At 71.7% G+C, this 21,822-nt stretch carries 19 protein-coding genes, 1 pseudogene and 2 riboswitches; of the genes and pseudogenes, 10 read left to right on the top strand and 10 right to left on the bottom strand.

Annotated elements, in window-relative coordinates:
• Window positions 1-21 precede the first annotated feature (21 nt).
• Window positions 22-1,716, bottom strand: coding sequence for a class I adenylate-forming enzyme family protein (locus IG74_RS0105550; RefSeq protein ID WP_234334228.1), 1,695 nt, complete (start codon window positions 1,714-1,716; stop codon window positions 22-24).
• 266 nt (window positions 1,717-1,982) lie between these two features.
• Here IG74_RS0105550 and IG74_RS0105545 point away from each other — a divergent pair, with 266 nt between their 5' ends.
• Window positions 1,983-2,666: an SGNH/GDSL hydrolase family protein gene (locus tag IG74_RS0105545; RefSeq protein WP_030670533.1), complete on the top strand. Its 684-nt coding sequence runs from the start codon at window positions 1,983-1,985 to the stop codon at window positions 2,664-2,666.
• A 615-nt stretch (window positions 2,667-3,281) separates the two neighbouring features.
• Here IG74_RS0105545 and IG74_RS0105535 read toward each other — a convergent pair.
• Both IG74_RS0105535 and IG74_RS0105530 read right to left on the bottom strand, forming a co-directional pair.
• Complete coding sequence (locus IG74_RS0105535) at window positions 3,282-5,117, bottom strand: M48 family metalloprotease (RefSeq protein ID WP_030670524.1); 1,836 nt, start codon at window positions 5,115-5,117, stop codon at window positions 3,282-3,284.
• Window positions 5,114-5,608: a hypothetical protein gene (locus IG74_RS0105530; protein WP_030670521.1), complete on the bottom strand. Its 495-nt coding sequence runs from the start codon at window positions 5,606-5,608 to the stop codon at window positions 5,114-5,116. The genes IG74_RS0105535 and IG74_RS0105530 overlap by 4 nt, the downstream gene beginning before the upstream one ends.
• 386 nt (window positions 5,609-5,994) lie before the next feature.
• Here IG74_RS0105530 and IG74_RS47720 point away from each other — a divergent pair, with 386 nt between their 5' ends.
• From IG74_RS47720 to metE, 6 genes are all read left to right on the top strand, one after another.
• On the top strand, window positions 5,995-7,452 hold the full coding sequence (locus IG74_RS47720) for an ATP-binding protein (RefSeq protein ID WP_030670518.1): 1,458 nt from the start codon (window positions 5,995-5,997) through the stop codon (window positions 7,450-7,452).
• Window positions 7,449-7,724: a hypothetical protein gene (locus IG74_RS45585; RefSeq protein WP_158857467.1), complete on the top strand. Its 276-nt coding sequence runs from the start codon at window positions 7,449-7,451 to the stop codon at window positions 7,722-7,724. The genes IG74_RS47720 and IG74_RS45585 overlap by 4 nt, the downstream gene beginning before the upstream one ends.
• A gap of 211 nt (window positions 7,725-7,935) precedes the next feature.
• Window positions 7,936-8,529: a YbhB/YbcL family Raf kinase inhibitor-like protein gene (locus tag IG74_RS0105515; protein WP_030670513.1), complete on the top strand. Its 594-nt coding sequence runs from the start codon at window positions 7,936-7,938 to the stop codon at window positions 8,527-8,529.
• A gap of 61 nt (window positions 8,530-8,590) precedes the next feature.
• A complete protein-coding gene (locus tag IG74_RS0105510; RefSeq protein ID WP_078868602.1) occupies window positions 8,591-9,184 on the top strand; it encodes a GrpB family protein in 594 nt (197 codons plus the stop codon).
• Window positions 9,185-9,517: 333 nt separating this feature from the next.
• Window positions 9,518-9,653: riboswitch (cobalamin riboswitch) on the bottom strand.
• Between the two features lie 81 nt (window positions 9,654-9,734).
• Window positions 9,735-9,932, top strand: a complete 198-nt coding sequence (locus IG74_RS51940) for a hypothetical protein (RefSeq protein ID WP_158857465.1) — start codon at window positions 9,735-9,737, stop codon at window positions 9,930-9,932.
• Window positions 9,931-10,146, top strand: a riboswitch (cobalamin riboswitch). Its footprint overlaps the gene before it by 2 nt.
• A 166-nt stretch (window positions 10,147-10,312) precedes the next feature.
• Window positions 10,313-12,631, top strand: a complete 2,319-nt coding sequence (gene metE, locus IG74_RS0105505) for a 5-methyltetrahydropteroyltriglutamate--homocysteine S-methyltransferase (protein ID WP_030670507.1) — start codon at window positions 10,313-10,315, stop codon at window positions 12,629-12,631.
• 52 nt (window positions 12,632-12,683) lie between these two features.
• On the opposite strand, the pseudogene IG74_RS0105500 reads toward metE, so the two are convergent.
• Both IG74_RS0105500 and IG74_RS53215 read right to left on the bottom strand, forming a co-directional pair.
• Window positions 12,684-13,361: pseudogene (locus IG74_RS0105500) on the bottom strand (diaminopimelate decarboxylase family protein); the annotation flags it as partial.
• Window positions 13,362-13,374: 13 nt separating this feature from the next.
• On the bottom strand, window positions 13,375-13,860 hold the full coding sequence (locus tag IG74_RS53215; RefSeq protein WP_234334227.1) for an SAV_915 family protein: 486 nt from the start codon (window positions 13,858-13,860) through the stop codon (window positions 13,375-13,377).
• 351 nt (window positions 13,861-14,211) lie between these two features.
• On the opposite strand from IG74_RS53215, the gene IG74_RS0105490 reads away from it, so the two are divergent.
• Both IG74_RS0105490 and IG74_RS52700 read left to right on the top strand, forming a co-directional pair.
• Window positions 14,212-14,778: a universal stress protein gene (locus tag IG74_RS0105490; RefSeq protein ID WP_030670499.1), complete on the top strand. Its 567-nt coding sequence runs from the start codon at window positions 14,212-14,214 to the stop codon at window positions 14,776-14,778.
• Window positions 14,779-14,856: 78 nt separating this feature from the next.
• Window positions 14,857-15,450 carry a hypothetical protein gene (locus tag IG74_RS52700; protein WP_030670496.1) on the top strand — a complete coding sequence of 198 codons (594 nt, stop codon included), beginning with the start codon at window positions 14,857-14,859 and terminating at the stop codon, window positions 15,448-15,450.
• Between the two features lie 394 nt (window positions 15,451-15,844).
• Here the strand turns inward: IG74_RS52700 and IG74_RS53210 are convergent, their stop codons facing one another.
• A complete protein-coding gene (locus IG74_RS53210) occupies window positions 15,845-16,153 on the bottom strand; it encodes a hypothetical protein (RefSeq protein WP_234334226.1) in 309 nt (102 codons plus the stop codon).
• 386 nt (window positions 16,154-16,539) lie between these two features.
• On the opposite strand from IG74_RS53210, the gene IG74_RS0105470 reads away from it, so the two are divergent.
• A complete protein-coding gene (locus IG74_RS0105470) occupies window positions 16,540-17,160 on the top strand; it encodes a nitroreductase family protein (RefSeq protein ID WP_030670491.1) in 621 nt (206 codons plus the stop codon).
• Window positions 17,161-17,174: 14 nt separating this feature from the next.
• Here the strand turns inward: IG74_RS0105470 and IG74_RS0105465 are convergent, their stop codons facing one another.
• The 4 genes from IG74_RS0105465 to IG74_RS0105450 form a co-directional block, all read right to left on the bottom strand.
• Window positions 17,175-19,907 (bottom strand): ABC transporter substrate-binding protein, encoded by a 2,733-nt coding sequence (locus IG74_RS0105465; RefSeq protein WP_234334225.1) that lies wholly within the window; start codon window positions 19,905-19,907, stop codon window positions 17,175-17,177.
• A 173-nt stretch (window positions 19,908-20,080) separates the two neighbouring features.
• The gene (locus IG74_RS0105460; protein WP_030670486.1) at window positions 20,081-20,629 is read right to left on the bottom strand and encodes a YceI family protein; all 549 of its coding nucleotides are present in this window, start codon (window positions 20,627-20,629) and stop codon (window positions 20,081-20,083) included.
• A 166-nt stretch (window positions 20,630-20,795) separates the two neighbouring features.
• Window positions 20,796-21,458: a molybdopterin-dependent oxidoreductase gene (locus IG74_RS0105455; protein ID WP_030670483.1), complete on the bottom strand. Its 663-nt coding sequence runs from the start codon at window positions 21,456-21,458 to the stop codon at window positions 20,796-20,798.
• A 60-nt stretch (window positions 21,459-21,518) separates the two neighbouring features.
• Window positions 21,519-21,743, bottom strand: a complete 225-nt coding sequence (locus IG74_RS0105450; protein ID WP_030670480.1) for a hypothetical protein — start codon at window positions 21,741-21,743, stop codon at window positions 21,519-21,521.
• Between the last annotated feature and the right edge of the window lie 79 nt (window positions 21,744-21,822).

Genomic DNA, 21,822 nt, shown 5'->3' with positions numbered 1-21,822 from the left:
CTGAGACGGGCGCCTCAGCCGTCAGGTCCACGTGCCGAACCCGATGCCGGACGTGCCCGCGAGCAACTGCTCGCGGAGCTTGACGCGCCGCACCTTCCAGGTCGCCGTACGGGGGAACTCGTCCCACCGGATGTGGAGCGGCTCGGCGAGGTCCGGCAGTCCTGCCGTCGCGGCCCGCCACCGGGCGGCCTCGACGGGGGTGTCGTCGCGCGTGCTGTACACCGGCTGCGGGAGGCCGTCCCGCACGGAAAGCACGATGACTTCCGTGGTGCCGGGCAGCCGGTCCAGGAGCACGTCCTCGATCTCCAGGGCGCTGGCCCCGGGAATGCGGTCCACTTCACGGTCGATGAGGCGTACGGCACCCCACCGGTTGACGACCGCCATGTCGCCCAGGTTCCACCAGTCGCCCTCGCGCTTGCGGTCGTGCCGTGCCCGCTCTCCGACGTAGGTGAGGCACCGCCCGGGAGCCGAGAACTGGATCAGGCCGACCTCGCCGGGCGGCACCGCCTCACCGGTCGCCGGATCCACCGCGCGCAGCCTGCCGAACCCGGGCACCGGCCAGCCCAGCAGCTGGGTGGGGGGCGGACGGTGTCCGCGGCGCCGTACCGAGCGGCGGACGTAGGGCCGGATCGCCACCGCCCCGGCCTCGGTCTGGCTCCACGCCTGGACCCACACGGGGAACCTGCGGTCGGTGGCGGCCAGGAAGGTGCGGATCGTCCGCGTGTGGATGGCGTCGAAGGAGTTCACGAACACGCGCACCCTGCGGAACGGCCTGCCGGGGTCCCTGGCGAGGTCCTCCCAGGCGAGGAAGGCGTTGGGCAGGGTCTCCACCAGGGTGGGAGCGTGCGCCACCAGCAGCTCGCGCAGCCTGGGGCCCTGCGGGTCCGACAGCATCAGGAGTTTCGGCCCCACCGTCGTGAGCGGCAGCAGGCCGGTGATGACGCGCTGGTGGGAGTAGGGCTGGCAGAACGCCACGGTGTCGTCCGCGCGCAGCCGGAACACCGGCCACCGCTCGGCCTCCACGAGCCCCAGCGAGTACAGGGACGCGGCCGAGTGCAGTACGAGTTTGGGCACGCCTGTGGTGCCCGATGTGTGGGTGATGACCATGGGTTCGTCGTACGCGCGCAGCCGCCGCACCGGCACGGGCGCGCCCCGCAGCGCGCCGAAGTCGAGCACGTCCGGCCGCCCCGCGGGCACGCCGTCGACGCACGCGGCCCCCTCGGTCAGCGAGGCCACGGCCCGGGCGTCGAGTTCCATCGCGGCCAGGGCAGGGCGGTCGGTCACCAAGTACGGGCGCTCCAGGCGTTCGAGGAGCACGGCGACCGTGTCCGGCGCGTGGTTGTCGGAGATCAGCGCCGGTACGGCGCCGATGCGCGCCGCGGCGGAGGCGAGCAGCGAGACGTCCAGGTGGTTGCGCTTGACGACGGCGACGCGGTCCCATTCCCGTACGCCCATCGCGTACAGCCGTCCCGCCAGGTCGTCCACGAGTGCGGCCCACTCGGGAAAGGCGGCCTGCAAGGGGGCCTCCGGGGCGACGTCCGGGGCCCGGTCGACGATCACCACTTGCTCCGGATGGTTGCGTGCCGCCAGGTGCCACACCTCTCCGATGCGTCCGGTGGCGGGAACCCGGGAGAAGGGCGTGAGCCTGCGCCGGTAACGCGTGGGCGCGTAGTCGGTGAGGAAGTCGGGACGGGTGCTTGTCGCGTACGTGGTCATGCGCATCCCCGCAGGTCGGTGGCCGGACGCTGCCGACCGGTCAGGCGCCGGGCCCGTCGGGCGGGCCGGCAGCGGCGTGCCGGATGCGCGGAACCGTAGGGCACGGCGCTGAGACCGCGCTGGCGCGCTCATGTCAGCGGTCCGCCGCGCGGTGCTGCGCCACATGGGGGCTTGTGCGCGGTGATGTCGTTTTCTCGCCAGCAGGGAGCGTCGGCCGGGTGCCACGGTTGATCGGGAGGGCACCGGACGCACGGGAGGACTTGGTCATGGCAACGGTCGACCTGACGGAGAGCAACGATCCGCATGTGCTCTCACCCGAGCAGGGCGGTGTCCTGCTCCGGGGCGCCCCCTGGACCAGGCTCGCGATCGTCGGGGACAGCGTCGCCAAGGGCATCAGCGAGCCACGCCGCGGCTACCGCCTGGAGAGCTGGTCCGACCTCGTGGTCGCCGCGCTCCGCGAGGTGCGCCCCGAACTGGCGCACGTCAATCTGGCAGAGCGCGACCTGGTGACCGCCCAGGTCCAGGAGAGCCAACTGCAGCCCGCGCTGGACTTCAAGCCGGACCTGGTGATCGCGCTCTGCGGAGGCAACGACGGCCTGCGCAAGGTCTTCGACCCGGACGCCGCGGAGCGCGCTCTGGAAGCCCTCTTCACACCCCTGCGCGAGACCGCGGGCACGCTCGTGACCTCCGGCTTCTTCGACATCATCGGCAACCCCCACTTCGATCCGCGCTACCGCGACGTGGCCCGCGAGCGCCTCGCCGTCCTCTCCCGGCGCATGCAGGCGGTGTCCGGTCGCCTCGACGCGGTCTACGTCGACATGCAGACCCACCCGACCGGCCGCGAGGAGTCGGTGTGGAGCACCGACGGCATCCACCTCAACGCCCGCGGCCAGGCCGTCCTCGGCACGGAGATCATCCGCGCCCTGGGCGCGCGCCTCGGCAACGTCTGAGCACACCTCGGCACCGGCCCCGGCCCCAGCCCCAGCCCCGGCCCCGGCTCCGGCCCCGGCCCCGGCCCCGGCCCAAAAGGCCTACCGTCCGGCACGATTGGTCCTACGGTTGGTCTGTGCGACGTCACCTGTGGTGGATTGGCGTACTGGCTCTGGTGACGGTGGTCCTTGCCTCGGTCATCGGGACAGAGGTCCGCAACCGGGCCGCAAAGCCGGTGAAGGCCGCGACCTCGGCTGCGGCTCTTGAGCGTCACATGGCGCGGTTCGGATACCGGCGTGTGCAAGCGGACGAGGACGATCCCGTGCACAGCGGGCTCGCCTCCGTCCGCTTCGCCTACTGCCCGAGCCCGCAGGAGTGCAACACGCGGGCCGGCAACTTCGCGCATCCTCCAGTCGACGTCTGGTTCTGGTCGGTGATCCAGGTATCGGTTTGGCCGACGCCGTCCGCAGCCGACGGCCGCACAGCGACGACAAGGAGCAACGGTGCCTGCCGGTTCGGGCAGAAGAGCATGATCATGGTGGCGGTGAAGGACAAGCGGTGGCCCCGGATCGTGGCAGATCTCGCCAAGAGGGCCCGTCTCTATGCGAGTTACTCCAGCGACCCTGTGCTGTCCTTCAAGGACTCGGTTCTCGGCTCGCATTGCGTGATCCGTCCCGAATCGCTCCGCCAGACACAACTGCCCGTGACACCCGCAGCACTGCTCCGGCCAGCGGAACTCCGACGGCGAGGGCTCCGAGAGCCAGGGCCGGGCCGCCGGTCGGCCACAGCGCCGTCACGTACTGGCGCAAGGCGTCGGACGGGCCGGTCGTCGACGGGTCCTTGGCCAAGAACCAGTAGAGGATGCGACGGGCGGCGGTGAGCGGCAGCCATGCCGTCAGCAGTACGGCGGCCGCCGTCGCGCCGAGGTACGGTCCGGTCCTGCCGGACGGCCAAGCGACGGCACACAGCAGGAGCCAGAGCGTCAGCAGGCCAAAGCCCAGGACGAGCACACCGGCATAACCGAGACGGATGTCGGAGGGCAGTTGGCCGGTCAGCTCCTGGGATGCCTTCTGGGGCACCATGAGTTCACCGATGGCAAGTCCCGCGCCGCAGGCCGAGCCCGCCGCGAGGGTCCGCAGAACCGCGGCGGTTCCCCAGGTGGCCGACAGCTTGCTCCACAGCGTGTACGCCAGCGTGAACCCCAAAGGAACGGTGACGACGGCGAGCCCGGGAACCGCGAGCGCAGGCATCAAGAGGGACTTCGGCACGAGGTGCGCCGTCCGGAGCAGATCGGCCGTCATCAGGGTCATGGGCGTGAGGGCGAGCCCCACTATCAGCCCGGTGGCAAGCTCCTGCGACGGCCGCTGCCGCAGCAGCACGACGGGCTCGGCCAGCACGCGGGCGCGGTAGGACGGTGACGGATGCAGGGCGAAGACGCGCCGCAGCCGCCGCCAGGTGTGAGTGTCGGCGGCGTCGTCCCGCCCGTCCAGGACGCGCGCCAGATCTTTTGCCGCCTCCCGCAGAGCGACGAAGCTCCGCAGCCGCCCCCCGGTGACGGTGTCGGCGGTCTCGCCCCGCCCCTCCAGGACGCGTGCCAGATCCGCTGCCGCGCCCCATTGCGCGCAGCGGGCGTCGGCCAGCAGCTCCCGCTCGCGGGCGATGGCGTGGTGGTTGAGGAGGACCAGCGCGGCCAGGATGCCGAGCTGGATCCAGGGCCCGGCGGAGCCTTGGTGGTGCCCCAGCTGGTCCGACACCAGCAGGAGGGCCGGGATGACGACCATGGCGAGGTAGACCCGCCACACGATCACGGTCATGTGGGCGATGTCCACGTCCTTGTTGCGCACGTGCGCCAGCTCGTGCAGCACGACCGCCCGGAAGGCACCGCGGTCCGTCCCGAAGAGCTGAACGAGCCCCCGTTCGAGCAGGACGTACCGGCGGCCCACATGCCCGAACGCCAACCCGCCCGCCCGCGGGTGCACCGGATCGATGAGGAACCGCACACGGACACCGGCCAGGCGGCGCAGTTCCTCGAGCTCGGCGCCGATGCCGGGCAGCGGTTCGGCCCGGACGAGGCGCCGCAGCCGAATCCGCACGTACGGGCCGGCGACGTAGGCGGCCAGGCAGATGCCCAGCAGCACCAGGACAACGAACAGCTCGACCGGCATCGGCAGCGGGGTCGCCGGGCGGAAGCACTCCGGGTGCTCCCGCATGCCTCGCGTGTACCTCTCGGCCCACTCAGTCATGGTCATCGACCGCAGGTCGAGCCAGGGGCCGCCGAAGAGGTTCCAGCACACGCTGCCCGGCACAGCCTCTTCGACGGGCTTGGGCAACGACTGGAACCAGAGCGTCACCAGTTCGCTGACACTGGCCATCACCGCCATGAGCGTGACGACGAACCTCAGCCACAACCCCGACGACACCACCGGCGGCCGACCGGCCTCGTCCGTCGGCCGCGCCGCGCCGGTGATCACTGCGCCAAGCGGCCGACGATCGCGTCGGCGATCAGCTCCGCCTGCTCGGCACTCACCCCCGCAGCCCGTGCCCGGTCATGGGAAACACGCCTGATCTCCCGCAGCTGCTCACGGGACAACGCCTGCGCAGCCGACTCACCGTTCCCCGGCGGCGTCGCACCGGGTGCCGCGCCGTCCGGCGCAGCTTCACTCCGGCGAGACCTCCTGTCGAGCCACCGCCGCATCCCGGAGGACGCCTCGTCCCGCGCGGTGTCCACGACGGCCGACCCCATCACCTGCACCACCGCCTCCGCGGCGGCGATCGCACCGACGGACACCACGGCGACGACGGCCTCCGCCCCGAAGCCCAGCAGCTCGTCCTCGCCCCGGCGCACCCGGCCCGTCCACGCTGCGGCCGTGGCCTCCAGCAACGGCAGCTCCTGCGGAGCCACCGCCTCCACAGCCGGACGAGCCAACGCCAGCACCGCGGCCCGTTGTTGACGCACCACCACAGGGGTCCCCCTTCAACGTGCAGAACGGCTGAGCCAGCACGCCCTGTACCGGTGGCCAACCGCCTGCAGTCATACTGCCAGCCGCATCGGGGGGCCCGTGGTGGAAGTCCCGCACGAACCCTGTCGCCGCCAGGCCGTCGGTGGCTCGGCGCTGGACATGCCCGATTGGCCCCCGGCCCGCACGTGTTCACGTTCCGGCCGGCATCGAGCCCCTCGCCCCCACCGCCCCCACCGGATCCACCGGATCCACCGGATCCACCGGTTCAATTTCCCGTTCCAATCCGGTCCCCCCTCGCGGTCCGAATGCCTAATGCCTACGTGTTGTCTGCGTGAGGGCGCCTTCGTGGCGCGCTTGGGGGGAAGCAATGACGGGGAATTGTCCAATCATGTCCGACTGGCCCCTGCTCGGCCGGGCACGGGAGCTGGTCGCGATCGGGGCGGCGATCGGTACGAGTACGGCCACCGGTTCAGGGGGCAACGCCGGTGGAGGGGTGGTACTGGCGGGCGAGGCCGGGGTGGGCAGGACCCGCCTGGCGCGAGCGGTCCTGACGCGGGCCCGGAGGGCGGGCCGGGCCACCTGCTGGCTGTCCGCCACGCGCGCGTGCGCGGCCATCCCGTTCGGCGCCTTGCTGCCGCTGATCGCGGGCGACGAGCCATCCGGCACTGATCCGATGGCCGTGCTGCACCACGCGGTGCGACGTGCGGCACGGCACCGGCCGCCGCTCGTGGTGGGTGTCGACGACGCCCATCTGCTGGACGAGGAGTCGGCATGGGTGATCCACCAACTCGCCTTGCGCGGCCTCGTATCCGTGGTGGCGACGGTGCGGACGGGAGAGTCCACGCCGGACGCGGTGACCGCGCTCTGGAAGGGCGGGCTGGTCCGCCGGATGCTCGTCCAACCGCTGGCACCGGGGGCGATGGACGAACTGCTGACGCGCTCCCTGGGGCCGCTGGTGGAAGGGGTGACCCGGCTGGCGATCACCCGGACGGCGGCGGGCAGGCCCCGGGTGCTGAGGGACCTCCTGGTCGAGGCGTACGAGGACGGTGCGCTGGTGTGCCGGGAGGGAGTGTGGCTGTGGGACCGGGCCGCCGACCGAACGGCGGGCTCCGGACAACCCGCCTCGATGCTGTGGGAGGAGGCCGTGCTCGGCTGGACGCACTGCCTCGGTCTGGTGCTTGCCGGACGGTTGCACGAGGCGAGGAGCCTGGCGGAAGCGGGCTACAGCGACGCCGTCGACCAGGGAATCAGGGAGGTGGCCATCGGCTGGGCCGGATGCCGGGGCTCGATCGCCAAGAGCCAGGGGCAGGTGGCCACCGCCCAGACGATGCTGCGGGAGGCGGTGGCCGCGCTGCACGGGCGCGGTGCCGAGCAGCTCGCCCGCTGGCTCCTGGCCGATCTGGGCGGAGCCGCGGCCCTCGCCGGTGACGCCGCCGGGGCGGGGCGTTGGATGCGGCGCGCCGACGCCCTGGGCACGGACGGCCCGCAGGGGGAGGTCCGGCGGCTGTTGGACCCGTGGATCGAGCTCGACCGCGCATGGGTCATCGCGGCCGAGGGGAACCTGGAGCGCGCCGCCCGGCAGGCCCGGTGGGCGGCCGATCTGGCCGACGACACCAAGCAGTACGCCGCCGAGGCCATCGCGCTCTACGACGTCGCCCGCCTGGGTGCGCCCTCCTCCGTCACGCCCCAGATCGCCGACCGGCGGCACGCGGCCTTTCGTCCGGCGCCCCGTCGCTCTCCGAAAGCGAGACGTCGACAGCGCAGAACCTCTCTGCGGAGAGCTTCACACGCTCACAACGGGACTCCCGGGTACGCGCGGTGTTCACCCAGTGGGCGCGGTGCATGAAAGCGAAGGGGCACGACTACGCCACACCGCTCGACCCGCCGGGAGACCCTCGCTTCACCGAGCGCGTGACGGCACAGCAGATCGAGACGGCGAGCGCCGATATCGCCTGCAAGAAGAAGACCAACCTCGTCGGCGTGTGGTTCGCGGTGGAATCGCGCTACCAGAAGGACCTGGTCGCGGAGAATCGGAGCACGCTGGAGAAGCTGAGGCGGACCAACCAAGCCCAGCTCGCCGAAGCCGCGCGCGTCGCGGGCAGGACAAATCCGAGGTAGCACCACTCTGCCGAACCATCAAATGTGCATCAGGGAGGTCGAGTTGACATTCCCGTCCGGGACGACAAGCCGAAGGCGAGAAAAGTACCTCGATCGCATCGATGAGTGACATGACATCAGAACTCAGCGTTCATACGTTGGTTGCGCCCCACGCATGCCACTCTCGCGCCACGGACACCCAAGCGGCCACAAGCATCCTCGGGAGCCTCCAGTGAGAAGTGCAAGAATCGCGCTCTGCGCTCTGCTCATCACCGGGGCCGCCGGCCTCGCGCCGGCCACCGCTTCGTCGACCTCGTCGGCGCCGTCGGCACCCCGGAGCGCTTTCGCCCTGTCCAGCACCGCGTTCGCCAACGGCGGCGTCATCCCCAAGGTCCACGAGTGCACCAGCGGCGGAGGAAGCGACCCCGCCAAGAGGAACGAGTCACCTCCCCTGGCCTGGTCGGGTGCTCCGACCGCCGCCAAGAGCTACGCGATCGTCATGCGCGATCTCGACAACGCCAACCTCATCCACTGGGTCATCTACGACATCCCGGCGACCACGGCCTCGCTCCCCCAGAACGTCGCCCATGAATACCGGCCCTCGACCCCCGCGGGAGCCAGGCAGGTCTACTACCGCGGCAGTGCCAGCCTCTACGGCTACCAAGGGCCCTGCTCGCCCTCGACGGTGAACACCTACGAGTTCGTCGTCCACGCGCTCAACCAGGCATCGCTGACCAACCTGAACGCCAACTCGTCGACCCGGACCGCCGCCAGGGAGATCGCCGCGGCGACGATCGGCTCGGCCAGGATCACCGGCGAGTCGTAGCGTTTCCGCAGACCAGCACAGGCGCCGCCACGGGGCACGGCGGTCCTGCGAGACTGCGGCCATGACTGGCGTGATCATGGTCGGCGACCACGACCCCCTGTGGGCTGAGCAATTTGAGGAACTGCGGCGACGACTCGTACCACACCTCGCGGATCTGGCGGTGCGCATCGAGCACGTCGGCAGCACTGCGGTGCCCGGATGTGCTGCCAAGCCGATCATCGACCTCGACATCGTGGTGGCCGAGGCCACCGCGGTGCCCGAAGTGATCTCCCGGCTCTCCGGCCTTGGCTACCGCCACGAAGGTGACCTGGGAATCCCTGGCCGGGAGGCGTTCCAGGCTCCTCCCGGAACTCCCGTTCACCACCTCTACTGCGTGGTCGCGGGCACCAAGCCCCACCTCGATCACATCGTGCTCCGCGACTACCTGCGTCAGCGGCCCGACGAAGTGCGGCGCTACAGCGCCCTGAAGGTCGCTCTCGCACGGGAGTTCCGTGCCGACGGCGACGGCAGACGGCGTTACGCGACGGCGAAGAGCGCACTGGTGGAGGAGCTGGCCGCGAGCGCCTACGCGGCCCGGGCTGGCGGCCACGCAGCATCCGGGCCGGCTCGGCCCCACCGATCGGGCGGAGCGCGGCGCCGTCGGGAGTCGGCTTGAGCACAGCGGTGGTGGGCCGTGACGCCAACTCCTCCGGCGAAGGGCACCGTTCGGTGCCAGGCCGCAGGACGGTTTCCACGCCAGGCATACGCGATGTTCCGCGGCACTGGCGATTCCCGCCTGAACAACACGGAGATGACGCGGTGTCAGGTGGGCTGCGGCAAGGCCGTCGGGGATCCTGAGTCAGCAGATTCCGTACGCATCAGGACGCATCAGGGCAGGCCAATGACGGCCGAGCACTGAGAACGGATGCGTCCAGCTGCGCTCGCACTGGAGAAACAGCGGCAATGCATGGCGAAAGACTCCCCCGACGTTTCGGCGCCATCCTCGTGGGCCTCATCGTTAACCCGCGGACGGCGATCTGACTTCCGGGAGCCGAGGCTCATCCGGTCACAGTGGCGGGACCGCGCCGGATTCTCACCGGCTTCCCCGTGCCGCGGGAGTTGGCACCACATATGCAGCCGCTGACTTCGCACCCGTCACCCCCTACCGACCCCCACTCACCTGTCAATCCCCTTGCGAACCAAGGAGGAAGGACGCCCCTGAATGCATGGCCTCTCGACACATCTTCGCCGAACGCCTTCGCCGAACACATTCCTCGTACGTCTTCGCGTACGTCTTCCTCGTACGTCTTCCTCGTACGTCTTCGTCGCCGAACGCCTTCGCCGATGCGTCCGTGCCGGACTCCGCTGCCGTGAGACCTTCCGGATCCTGGACGGTGCTGTTCTGCGCGGGCGACACCCCGTAAGGTGGCCGATGCAGCTGGTTCGCCCCGCCCGCCAGGCGGGAGCGTCGCAAGAGGGAACCCGGTGGGAATCCGGGACTGCCCCGCAGCGGTGAGTGGGAACGACCGCCGTCATAGCACTGGATCCGGTACGGATCTGGGAAGCGACGGCCAGTAGGTGTCCTCCTTGAGGACGTGCCCGCGAGTCCGAAGACCTGCCAACTGCCCGTGTGCGGACCACTCCGCGCGCGGAAATCCCGGTGACCTCGAGGGCGGGTCGGCGTACATACCAGGCGGACGACCGCGCTGTGCCGCGCGAGGTTGTTTCCGTCCGGTTCGTCACCCCTTCGCGCTCTCGTTCCCTCGCCGGGACGTCATGGATCCGTCTCGCGAAGGAGATCTACGTGACCAGCAAGCCCGCAGCCGCGGCAGCACAGGCCACTGTGTACGGCTACCCCCGCCAGGGCGCGAACCGAGAGCTGAAGAAGGCAATCGAGGGCTATTGGAAGGGCCGCGTCACCGCCGACGCCCTCCGTGCCACCGCCGCCGAGCTGCGCACCGCCAACTGGCGGCAGCTCGCCACCGCCGGCGTCCACGAGGTACCGACCGGCGACTTCTCGTACTACGACCACGTCCTCGACACCACCGTCATGGTCGGCGCGGTGCCCGCACGCCACCGGGCCGCCGTCGCGGCCGACGCCCTGGACGGCTACTTCGCCATGGCGCGCGGCACCCAGGACGTGGCGCCGCTGGAGATGACCAAGTGGTTCGACACCAACTACCACTACCTGGTGCCCGAGCTGGGCCCGGACACGGTCTTCACCGCGAACTCCGCCAAGCAGGTCGCCGAGCTGAAGGAAGCCCTGGCGCTCGGCATCGCCGCCCGCCCGGTCCTGGTCGGCCCCGTCACCTATCTGCTGCTCGCCAAGCCCGCGCCCGGCGTGGCCGCCGACTTCGAGCCGCTGACCCTCCTGGACCGGCTCCTTCCCGTGTACGCCGAGGTGCTCGCCGACCTGCGCGCGGCGGGCGCGGAGTGGGTTCAGCTGGACGAGCCCGCTCTGGTGCAGGACCGCACCCCGGCCGAACTCAACGCCGCCGCCCGCGCCTACCGCGACCTCGGCTCCCTCACCGACCGGCCCAAGCTCCTGGCCGCCTCCTACTTCGACCGGCTCGGCGACGCCCTGCCCGTCCTGGCGAAGGCCCCGATCGACGGCCTGGCCCTGGACTTCACCGATGCCGCAGCCGCCAACCTCGACGCGCTTGCCGCGGCGGGCGGCCTGCCCGGCAAGCGCCTGATCGCCGGTGTGGTCAACGGCCGCAACATCTGGATCAACGACTTCGAGAAGTCCCTCGCCACCCTGGGCACCCTCCTCGGCCTGGCCGACCGGGTCGACGTGGCCGCCTCCTGCTCCCTCCTGCACGTGCCGATCGACGCCACGGCCGAGCGGGACATCGACCCGCAGATCCTGCGCTGGCTGGCCTTCGCCAAGCAGAAGACCACCGAGATCGCCACCCTGGCCAAGGGGCTGTCCCAGGGCACGGACACCATCAGCGCCGAACTCGCGGCCAACCGGGCCGACCTGGCCTCCCGCGCCGGATCGGCGATCACCCACGACCCGGCGGTACGAGCGCGGGCCGCCGCCGTCACCGACGCCGACGGCCGTCGCTCGCAGCCGTACGCCGACCGGGCCGTCGCCCAGCGCTCCCACCTCAAGCTGCCCCTGCTTCCGACGACCACCATCGGCTCGTTCCCGCAGACCACCGAGTTGCGCACGGCCCGTGCCGACCTGCGCGCCGGGCGCATCGACACCGCCGGGTACGAGCAGCGCATCGAGAACGAGATCCGCGAGGTCATCTCCTTCCAGGAGAAGACCGGGATCGACGTCCTGGTGCACGGCGAGCCCGAGCGCAACGACATGGTCCAGTACTTCGCCGAACAGCTCACCGGCTACCTCGCCACCCAGCACGGCTGGGTCCAGTCCTACGGCACCCGCTACGTGCGCCCGCCGGTCCTCGCAGGCGACATCTCACGCCCCGAGCCGATGACCGTGCGCTGGACCTCGTACGCCAACTCCCTCACCGAACGCCCCGTCAAGGGCATGCTGACCGGCCCGGTGACCATGCTCGCCTGGTCCTTCGTCCGCGACGACCAGCCCCTCGGCGACACCGCGCGACAGGTGGCCCTCGCCCTGCGCGACGAGGTCAACGACCTGGAGGCGGCGGGCACTTCGGTCATCCAGGTCGACGAGCCCGCCCTGCGCGAGACGCTGCCGCTGCGCGCCGCCGACCACGCGGCCTATCTGAACTGGGCCACCGAGTCGTTCCGCCTCACCACCAGCGGCGTCCGCCCGGAAACCCAGATCCACACCCACATGTGCTACGCCGAATTCGGCGACATCGTCCAGGCCATCGACGACCTCGACGCCGACGTCATCAGCCTGGAGGCCGCCCGCTCCCACATGCAGGTCGCCCGCGAACTCGCCGCACACGGCTACCCGCGCGAGGCGGGCCCCGGCGTGTACGACATCCACTCGCCGCGCGTCCCGAGCGCCGAAGAGGCCGCCGAGCTGCTGCGCACCGGCCTCGACGCCATCCCCGCGGAGCGGCTGTGGGTCAACCCCGACTGCGGCCTGAAGACCCGCGGCTGGCCGGAGACCCAGACCTCCCTGGAGAACCTGGTCGCCGCCGCCCGCACGGTCCGGGGTGAATTGCCCGCGTCCTGACCGTAGACGCCCTGGGGCCGGGACGCCGTCGGCGTCCCGGCCCCGTGCGTGCGACGTCGGTGATCTGCGAACCCAAGTGGCCGTGCAGGCCCGTCAGTTCGAGCTGCGGCTGGTCGAGAATGCGGGCGACGGCGTCCTGGGCGTGGCCGCCGGAGATCGACAGGCCGAACTTCTGGTCGTCCGTGCCGGTGCGGATCTTCTCGTGGGCTCCGGCGCTGACGCCGGGCACCACGCGGACCATCACCTTCTGCCGTCCTCCGGTGCCGACCGCCGCGGCGAGCCGGGCGATCTCCGACGGGCTGTCGATGACGATCCGGCCGACGCCGAACCGCAGGGCCTTCTTCAGGTCGTGCGGCGTCTTGGCGTTGCCGTGCAGGAGGATCCGCTCCGGCGGGAACCCGGCGGCGACCGCGAGTTCCAGTTCGCCCGCGGAGCAGACGTCGAGTCCGAGTCCCTCTTCCTCCACCCAGCCGGCCATGGCCCGGCACAGGAAGGCCTTGGCGGCGTAGTGGACCTCGGCCTCGGGGAAGGCGTCGCGGTAGGTGCGGCAGCGGCGGCGGACCTCGCCCTCGTCGAGGACGTACGCCGGTGTCCCGAAGCGGTCGGCGACCTCGGCGAGCGGTACGCCGCCGACGCTCAGGTCGCCCGGCTGCGGCTCGGTGGTGGAGGCGGGCCACACCGAAAGATCGTCGGCCGGGGTGGTGACGGCGGGTTCGTGAACGATGGTCATCGCGGCGCCCCGCTCAGTCGAGCCGGAACGACAGCGACCAGCGGCAGTGGCCTCCGCCGTGCGGCCAGGGCTCGTCGTCATCGTCGTCGTCCGCCGGTTCCATGGCGTCCGTACACGGCGTACGGACGGGGGCCGGCTGCTCCTCGCGAGCCGGAGCCAGGTGCTCTTCGCGGGACAGCTGCTCCTCGCGGATCGGCTGCTCCTCGCGGGTCGGCGCGGGTGCGGTGAGCCGGGGGTCCACCGTGAGGGCGGCGGCGCCGAGCGGCTCGGTCATGGCACGCAGCGCGGGCTCGGCGAGCCTGATCCACAGGTGGTCGGGGCCGAACGTGGCTGCCAGCTGCCGCTCGGTGGTGAACCCGACGGCCGTACGAGCACCGAGCGGGGTGCGGAACAGCCGGGTCGCGTACCCGGAGGGACCCGGCCGGACGGGGACGTACAGCAGCCCGGCCGGGAACCGATCAGACGGTTCCGGGTCTTCGCCGCACAGAAGTTCTGCCATGGGGTGCCTCCTGGAGGAGCCGAGGTGGTTCGAGGTGGTCCCGCGTTCCGGGACCGGTCCCGGACGGGGTGGCCGAGACCTGACGAGGACGCTATGCCCGCCCGCCCCTGCCCTCGGCCCGTCCCTGACGGGATGTTGACGCGGAACGCGGTGACCCTGACGGGACGGTGACGGGGCTCCTCACCGGCAGGAGGACCGCCGTCAGGAGTGTGCCAAGAAGTGCCGCGGACCCTGGGCGGAATATCTGGTGCCGACGTCAGATGGGGACAGTCTCGGCCAGAGCCAGCGCGACAGGACGCCCCGCAGCGGCACGCGATGGACACGATGATGGACACGATGGAGGGGGAAGCGATGCCCGGACCTGAAGCGGCCCCGACGGCCACCCGTGTGGTCGTCGGGGTGAGCGGCACCCCCGGCAGCCTCACGGCCCTGTGCCGGGCCGCCGCCGAAGCCCGCCACCGGGGAGCCGAGCTCTGGCCCGTCCTGGCCTGGCAGCAGCCCGGTGGCGACCTGTGCGCCCGACGGGCCGTGGACGCGCCCCTCACGGCCGACGCCTGGGAACGCCTCGCCCGGAACACGCTCGTCGCCACGCTCCGCGAGGTGTTCCCCGAAGGCCCCGGTGTTCCGATGCGTGCCCTCCTGGCCCGTGGCACTCCGGGCCGGGCCCTGGTGGAGACCGCGGACCAGGAGGACGACATCCTCGTCATCGGGGCCGGAAACCGCGGCCACCTCCACCGTGCCCTGCACCCCTCGGTCAGCCGCTACTGCCTGGCCCACGCCACCTGCCTCGTCCTCGCGGTGCCACCGTCCCCGCTGGAGGCCGAACTCGCCGCGGTCCACCGCCGCAATCTGTGGCGACTGCGCCTGGACACACGGCACGTCAGCCGCGAGCTGACACCGACGCCGCCCGCCGCGTAGCGGGCACCCGGCACCACTGTTCCCACCGACGTACGCTGCTGGTACCCACCCCTCATGGGCCCTTCAGCGGAGGATGCGTTGCTGTTCAAGCAGGACGTGCTGGCGAAGATCGCGTCCGGCCGGGTCGACCTGGCCTTCCGCAGCTGGCGCCGTCCCGGCGTGCGCCCGGGCACCCGGCTCCGTACGGCGGCCGGGGTGCTGGAGGTCGGTGAGGTGACGGGGGTGACGGAGGCGGACGTATCCGAGCGGGACGCGCACCGCGCGGGCTTCAGGGACCGGGCCGACCTCCTCGCCGACCTGCGCCCGGGCACGGACCGACAGCTGTACCGGATCGGCGTCCGGCTCGTCGGCGAGGACCCACGGGCCCAGTTGCGCGAGACCACCGCCTTGTCGGCGGCGGAACTCGACGACGCCGTCGCCGACCTGCGAGGCATCGACGCCCGCAGCAGACGCGGGCCGTGGACCCGCGAGGCACTGGCCCTCATCCATGACCACCCCGGGACACGGGCCGCCGAGCTGGCGGCCCGCGCGGGCCGCGAGACCAGCCGCTTCAAGGCGGACGTCCGCACCCTCAAGGAACGCGGCCTGACCGAAAGCCTCGCCGTCGGATACCGGCTCTCCCCACGGGGTCGACTTGTCTACGCACGGCTGCGGGAGAGCGACAACGACTGAAACGTCCGGCGGCCCACCCGGCGTGCCGACGCATGACCACCGTGTCGGCTTAGCCACACAACTCGTCGCACTGGATTGCCCTTTCCTGGGCACTCTAACTACATGAAGATCCTCTTTCTCTTGGCACTCGTCGGCATCGCGGTCACGCTCTGGTCCATGCGTCAGAGCAAGCGCAAGCAGCGGTGAGTGGGGTACGGCGGCGTAAGGTGACCGGTGCGCGGCGGGGGCCTGCGGGGCGGGGCTGGTCCGCGGTGGTTCAGGCCGGGCGGTGAACGCCTCCCCGCCCGGATCACTCAGCCGTCGAGAGACCCGGCCCGCCAGCGTCAGCGCCTCCTCGAGGCCCACGACGAGTGCCCCCGCAACCGTCAGACCGCGGGGGGCACTCGTACAGGGTTCACTCCGGCCGGCTGCGCCGTCGCAAGTCGTACTCCGCCCAGTCCGCGGGCGGATACGTCGCCTGCGGCGCCGCCAGAGCCACATCGACCCTGAGCCCGAGGTCCTTCTCGAAGAACTCGTCGAGATCGCGCAGCCGCTCCAGGGCAGTCACGACGTCCTCGCCGAGCGGGCGCGCCATACGGTCGGCACCTGACGGCACAGCGATCATGCCCTTGCGCGCCATCCGCACCGCGTGGTCGGCCTCCCCGTCCAGGCCCAACGAGACGTACCCGACGCCCAGAGCGACGTCCTTCAGCGTCTTGCGCACGCCCTCACACAGATCCCTGATCCCATGCATCGTCTGCATCGGACCACCTGCGGAATGATCTCCACCCGGAGTCGGCCCGTACCGCTCCTCCAGACGGCGCCGCTCCCTCTCCAACAAGCCGAGCACCTCACTCAACGAGCGGCCGACACGTCCGAGTTCGCCAGGGTCGTGTTTCACGATGCCCCTCCCAACGCAGCCTCACAGGACAGCCTGGACCCCACGACCACCATCCCGCAGCCGATGCGCAACACCAACACCTGGACAGGGGCGCGGCCGCCTGCGCTCCAGCTCGCCGCGGGCCCGCCTCGCCCCGTGATGCACCATGCTCGAATGAACGCCCACCTCACCTAGAGGTGCCCCGGGTGGCCGTGGCAGGATCCGCCGATATGGAGTTCTCCGAAGTCGTCCGGCGTCGGCGCATGGTCCGGTACTACTCCGACAAGCCGTTGGAGCCCACAGTGGTCGAGCGGGTGCTCGCTTCCGCGCTGCGGGCGCCTTCGGCGGGGTTCTCGCAGGGCTGGGCGTTCCTCGCGCTCACCGATCCCGCCGACCGCGCCCGGTTCTGGCCGTTCGTGCCCACGCGGGTCGAGCAGACGCCGTCGATGCAGAACGCTCCGCTGGTCGTGGTCCCGCTGGCCCACAAGGCGGCGTACCTCGAACGCTACGCGGAGCCCGACAAGGGGTGGGAGGACCGTGCCGAAGCCCGCTGGCCCGCCCCGTACTGGCACATCGACACGGGCATGGCCGCGCTGCTGATGCTCCTGACCGCTGTCGACGAGGGCCTCGGCGCGTGCTTCTTCGGCATCATGCCCGAGCATCTGCGGCCCTTCCGGGCCGAGTTCGGGATCCCCGACGCGTACGCCCCCATCGGCGGGGTCACGGTGGGCCACCGCGCCGACGACCTGCCCGCGCAGAGTTCCCGCATCGACGCGCGGCGGCGTACCGCGGAGGAAGTCGTCCACCGCGGGCACTGGGGCCGGCGCGCGCGGCCCTCGACGGATTCCTGACCCGAACGCTGGGGTCAGGCCGCGGGGCAGTCGAAGCGGTCGCCCCACTTCTTGGGGCTCAGGGTCTTCGTCATCGCGCCGCAGACCGCCTTCGTACGCCCTTCTCCGCTCAGGACGAACACGAGCTTGTCGGGGGTGAAACGGCCGCCGCCCGCCGCGCCGGACGAGTCGATGCGGCCGGTGGCGCCGTTGAAGCCGCCGCCGCCCAGGCCCTGGTAGAGGACGGACTGCACCTGGCTCGCGCCGAGGCGGTCCTCGTTGCCGCCGAGGGTGGCGCGGGCCTCGTCCACGGCCTCGGACAGATAGCGCAGGGCGTCCCAGGCGAGCACCGGGTGGCCGTCCGCGCGCATGGCCTCGCCCCACTGGTGCCGCTGGTTCTCGCGGTCGTACGCGCGCAGGAACTCCTGGGCCTCGATGGCCGAACGGCCCGCGGTCCGCAGGAGTTCGGGGGCGCTGCCGTGCGCGATGTAGTACAGGGTCAGGCCGGGGAAGCGGCGCTGCGGGTGCTGGCCCTGGAGCAGGGAGTTGGTGACGTCGTCGCCGCCGAGCACGGTCAGGCGGGGGCATTCGCCGCTGAGGCGGTTCATCTCGTCGAGGAAGGCCGTGAACTCGTTCGCGCGCGCCGTCCACACCACCGCCGTGCGCGGGGTCTTCACGACGGCCCGGCACACCTGCCGGGCGAGGTCGGGGGCGCTGGTGGCGAGCGAGCCGCGCACGGCGTTGGGCACGCGGGCGCCGCCGGTGTCGTCCTGCGGGGTGTGCTCCCACACGGTCGTCGGCTTCCGGCCGACGGACTTCAGGAACTCCCTGGCCAGGTCGTTGCTGTAGACGTCGGTGGGGTCGGCGACCAGCTCGATCCGCTCGGCCGTGCCCGGCCCGGCGGCCACCGTTCTCGCCTGCCGCATGAAGGCGGCCATGACCTGGGCGAGGCGGGCGTTGGTGGGCGCCAGCTGGAAGTAGTAGGGGCGGCCGGTGCGCAGCAGTTCCGCGGCGGTGCCGGAGGTGCCCACCATGGGGATGCCCGCCTTGTTGAGCACCTTGATGGCGTCCAGGGTGCCCGGCCTGCTCTGCCCGAAGCCGACGACGCCCACGACGGACGGGTCGCGCCCGGCGAGCTGGGCGATCTGCTGGGCCACCTTCTCGGCGTCCTGGAAGCGGTCCCCCGCGTTGGCGGTCAGGACGCGCAGGGGCACGCGGTCGTGGCTGGCGCGGGCGAGCTGGTTGATCCGGGCCTGGGCGAGGGCGAGGCCGCGCAGCTCGGGCAGGGTGCCGCCGCGCACCGGGTCCTGGGCTCCTTGGCCGCCGCTGAGCGGGCCGAGGTAGACGACGGTGCGCGGCCGCGCGCCGCCGTTCCCCGCGGCCTCCTTGTCGCGGGTCGCCGCGTCGACCTCGCTGTTCTGCGTCTCGATCATCCGCAGGGCGTCGCGCACGCCCTGGTCGTCCTTGCTGTGGCCGAAGCCCTTGGCGCCCTCGGCCACGCCCACGCAGGTGCCGTCGGTCCCCAGGAAGGTCTTCCCCGCGCAGTCGTCCCGCTCCTCCCGGTCGAGCGGCCGCCAGGCGAAGAGCCCGGCGAGGACGACGAGGACCAGGGCCAGGCTCCCCGCCGTGCTCACGACTTCGAGGCCCGGCGAGAAGCGGTGTGCGGGCGGCACGAGCCGGGGCTGGTGCCGCAGCCAGTACGCGGCCCGCTCGTCCGGCGGCTCGTCCTCCGCCGGGGCCGGCACGGTCATGCCGCTCGGCCGCCCCGTCCGCATCCCGCTCTCCAGGATGAGGTCCAGCTCGGCGCCCGCGTGGGCCAGGTCGGACGGTTCGATGTCCGGGACGCGCGCGGCGAGCGACCGCACTCCGGCCGCCACCACGAACACGGACGTGGTGCCGAGGTCCGCCGACGCCGTCCGCAGCTCCCGCACGAAGCGCTGGGTGCGCGAGTCGGCCGGTCCCAGCTCCTCGAAGAGGACCACGAACCGTGTCGTACGGCGCCGCCTCCAGGGGTTGTACCGGCGCGGCCGGGCGGCCGCGTCCAGGTCGGCGAGCAGCGCGTGCATCAGGACGCGGTCGACCTGTTCGGGGTCGGGCGCGTCCGGGTCGTCCTGGTCGTGCGGTACGAGGTCGAGCGCGGAGCGGAAGAAGTCCGTGGGCGGGCTGCCGTGCTGCTGCCGGTACCACTGCGCGTACCAGCGGCGGTTGCGGCCGTGGCCCAGGATCCGGCGCGTGGCGCGCATCCCGAACAGCGCGCAGGGCAGCTGCTGGAAGAGGGGGCCCGAGAAGAAGTTCCACAGCAGCTCGATGAAGCCGGCGCCGCTGGTCTGGTCACCGCCGCCGAGGCGCCACAGGGCCGCGGACAGCGGTGACCACTGGCGGTGGTCGGCGTAGCAGTGGTCGCGCAGGGCTCGGTGGCGCCGCTCCACGGGCCCCTCGAAGCGGGGGGCGCTGAGGACGGCGTGCAGCAGCCGGTAGCCGGGCAGCTTCAGACGTCCGGCGCCGCGCGGCATGGAGTCCGTCAGCTGCTGGGTGATCTGCTCGAACAGCTCCAGGTGCGGCGCGTCGTGGCCCTCCGGGGCCGGGGTGACGTAGGCGTGCGGCGCCAGCATGACGTTGTCCCCGCGCAGTCGCGCGCGCAGCCCCGCCACGATCCGCCGCCCGGCGAACCCGCCGCCGGACTCGGTGAGCAGCACGGCCGGGAGGCGGCTGCGGCCGCGCCTGGGCTGCACCACGAGCTTGTCGAACGCTCCGATGAAGCGGTCCATGCCTGCATACGGTGGAATGCGGTCCATCGATCCCCCATGACGCGCCGTCTACTGCTGCGGCCCCCGTGTAGCCAGCACGTGTCAATTGTAGTTGAACTGCCGTGCGCACAGGGGTGGTTGGGGCCTCACGAAGCGGTATCGACGGGCGGGGCCGCTGGGCGTCCCGGCGGCCTTCAGGACGTTCGTCGCACCGCCGTCACGTCGAACTCCAGCTTCACCTTCGGCCTCACCATGACGGCGGTCAGGGCGTTCCAGTTCACGCCCCAGTCGCGGCGGTCGATCGTGGCACTGCCCGTGAAGCCGACCCGGAAGTCGCCATCGGGGCCGGTCGCGGCGGTGGTCAGCTCTACGTCCAGGGTGACCGGCACGGTCACGCCCCGGACGGTCAGATCGCCCGCGACCTTGTAGCGGGCGCCGTCGACGTGCCGTACGTGGGCCGAGGTGAACGTGATGGCCGGGTGGTTGTCCACGTCCAGGAACTTGCCGCACAGCAGGTCGTCGCGCTGCTGGTTGCGGGTCTGGATGCTCCTCGCGTGGAGGGTCAACTGGCCGCTGGACCGCGACGGTTCGCCGCCGTCGAGGCGCGCGCCGCCGCCGAACTCGGCGAACTGCCCGCGTACCCGGGTGGACATCGTGTGCCGGGCGACGAATCCGATCCGGGTGTGCGCGGGGTCGATGACGTAGTCGCCGGTCAGCTCGCTGAGTTCGGTGCTGGTGGTCATGGCGGGACTCCTGAGGAGGCGAGGGGGCATGGAGGGGCGAGCCCTCCGCGGGCTCGCTGTCGGCGGGGATGTGCCGCTCCCAGGAGTACGACGAAACGGCCCGGCGGAACGTGAGGTCGCGGCCTCACCTTCCGCCGGGCCGTGCGGTCGGCCGGGCTTCGGCGCCCTACGTGCGGCTCCCCCGGGCGCTCAGTGCGCGGATCGGCCTGATCAGCCCCCGGTAGACCGGCCGCACCACCCGGCCGGGCAGGTAGCGGTGCCGTTCCTCCTTCCAGACCCTGCCGCGGATGTGTGCCGCGATGGGGTTCCACCGGTCGGGGTCCGGCGGTGCGGAGGTGTGGAACGCGATGCGCCGGAGGTGCTTGGTGCTGATGAAGCCGTACTGGCTGGGGCTGACCAGGCGCACCGGTGCGCCGTGGTCGCCGTCGAGCGGCCGCCCGTCGAGGCGGTCGGCGATGAGCACGTCCTCGGCCAGGGCGTCCTCCAGCAGCACGACCGACCGGTAGCCGTCGAAGCCTTCGAAGACGACGTGGCTGATCGAAGTGCCCTCCGCGAGCAGCGGTTCGACCCGGGTGCGGTAGAGGCCCTCGAACGCGACGCCCTCCCACCGCAGGCCGGTCGCCGACCAGCCGGCGACGCAGTGGAAGTCGGCTCCCAGCTCCTGGCGCGGCAGCTTGGCGAGGTCGCCCCCGGTCAGGGTCACGGTTTCGGTGAGGGCTCCGCCGATCTCGATCACCGGGTCCACGGGGACGGGCGGCGGCGGGCGGTGGAGGTGCGAACCAAAGCGCGGGAATCCGTCGACGGCACGTTGGCCTGGGGGAAGCGTCATATCGGTCCTCCTCTGAGCGCGGATCACGTGGTGTCGCCTGAGAGGTGCGGCCACCGCAGGTTACGCGTACGGGTCGCCGGCCACAGTCTTCCCGTCGCGGTCGAGTGCGTCGATGGTGCGGTACTCGAACTCTCCGCTCGGGCCCATGACCGAGTGGCGGGAGAAGGTGAGGTAGTAGCCGTCGGCGTTGAGCCGCACGGTCTCCTTCGCCCCGTCGGGCCAGGTGATGCGCACGGCCACGGCGGGCTTCGCGGCGTACCCGCATGTGGTGCAGTAGCCGTCCACGTGCGTGTCCCCGCCGCTGGACCACAGCGGGATCCGCTCCCACGGGTCCGCTCCCTCGCCCTCCCCCGCATCCCGTCTC

The sequence above is a fragment of the Streptomyces sp. NRRL B-1347 genome, from assembly GCF_000720325.1.
Lineage (GTDB): Bacteria > Actinomycetota > Actinomycetes > Streptomycetales > Streptomycetaceae > Streptomyces.
Note: the sequence above shows the minus strand (reverse complement) of the source record. Positions and strands in the feature narration are given on the sequence as shown.

Bases quoted from the DNA above. Each gene is read 5' to 3' on its own strand.
- IG74_RS0105550 (WP_234334228.1), bottom strand. From the start codon at position 1,716: ATGACCACGTACGCGACAAGCACCCGTCCCGACTTCCTCACCGACTAC.
- IG74_RS0105545 (WP_030670533.1), top strand. From the start codon at position 1,983: ATGGCAACGGTCGACCTGACGGAGAGCAACGATCCGCATGTGCTCTCA.
- IG74_RS47720 (WP_030670518.1), top strand. From the start codon at position 5,995: ATGTCCGACTGGCCCCTGCTCGGCCGGGCACGGGAGCTGGTCGCGATC.
- IG74_RS45585 (WP_158857467.1), top strand. From the start codon at position 7,449: ATGAAAGCGAAGGGGCACGACTACGCCACACCGCTCGACCCGCCGGGA.
- IG74_RS0105510 (WP_078868602.1), top strand. From the start codon at position 8,591: ATGACTGGCGTGATCATGGTCGGCGACCACGACCCCCTGTGGGCTGAG.
- IG74_RS51940 (WP_158857465.1), top strand. From the start codon at position 9,735: ATGGCCTCTCGACACATCTTCGCCGAACGCCTTCGCCGAACACATTCC.
- IG74_RS53215 (WP_234334227.1), bottom strand. From the start codon at position 13,860: ATGGCAGAACTTCTGTGCGGCGAAGACCCGGAACCGTCTGATCGGTTC.
- IG74_RS0105490 (WP_030670499.1), top strand. From the start codon at position 14,212: ATGCCCGGACCTGAAGCGGCCCCGACGGCCACCCGTGTGGTCGTCGGG.
- IG74_RS0105470 (WP_030670491.1), top strand. From the start codon at position 16,540: ATGGAGTTCTCCGAAGTCGTCCGGCGTCGGCGCATGGTCCGGTACTAC.
- IG74_RS0105465 (WP_234334225.1), bottom strand. From the start codon at position 19,907: ATGGACCGCTTCATCGGAGCGTTCGACAAGCTCGTGGTGCAGCCCAGG.
- IG74_RS0105460 (WP_030670486.1), bottom strand. From the start codon at position 20,629: ATGACCACCAGCACCGAACTCAGCGAGCTGACCGGCGACTACGTCATC.
- IG74_RS0105455 (WP_030670483.1), bottom strand. From the start codon at position 21,458: ATGACGCTTCCCCCAGGCCAACGTGCCGTCGACGGATTCCCGCGCTTT.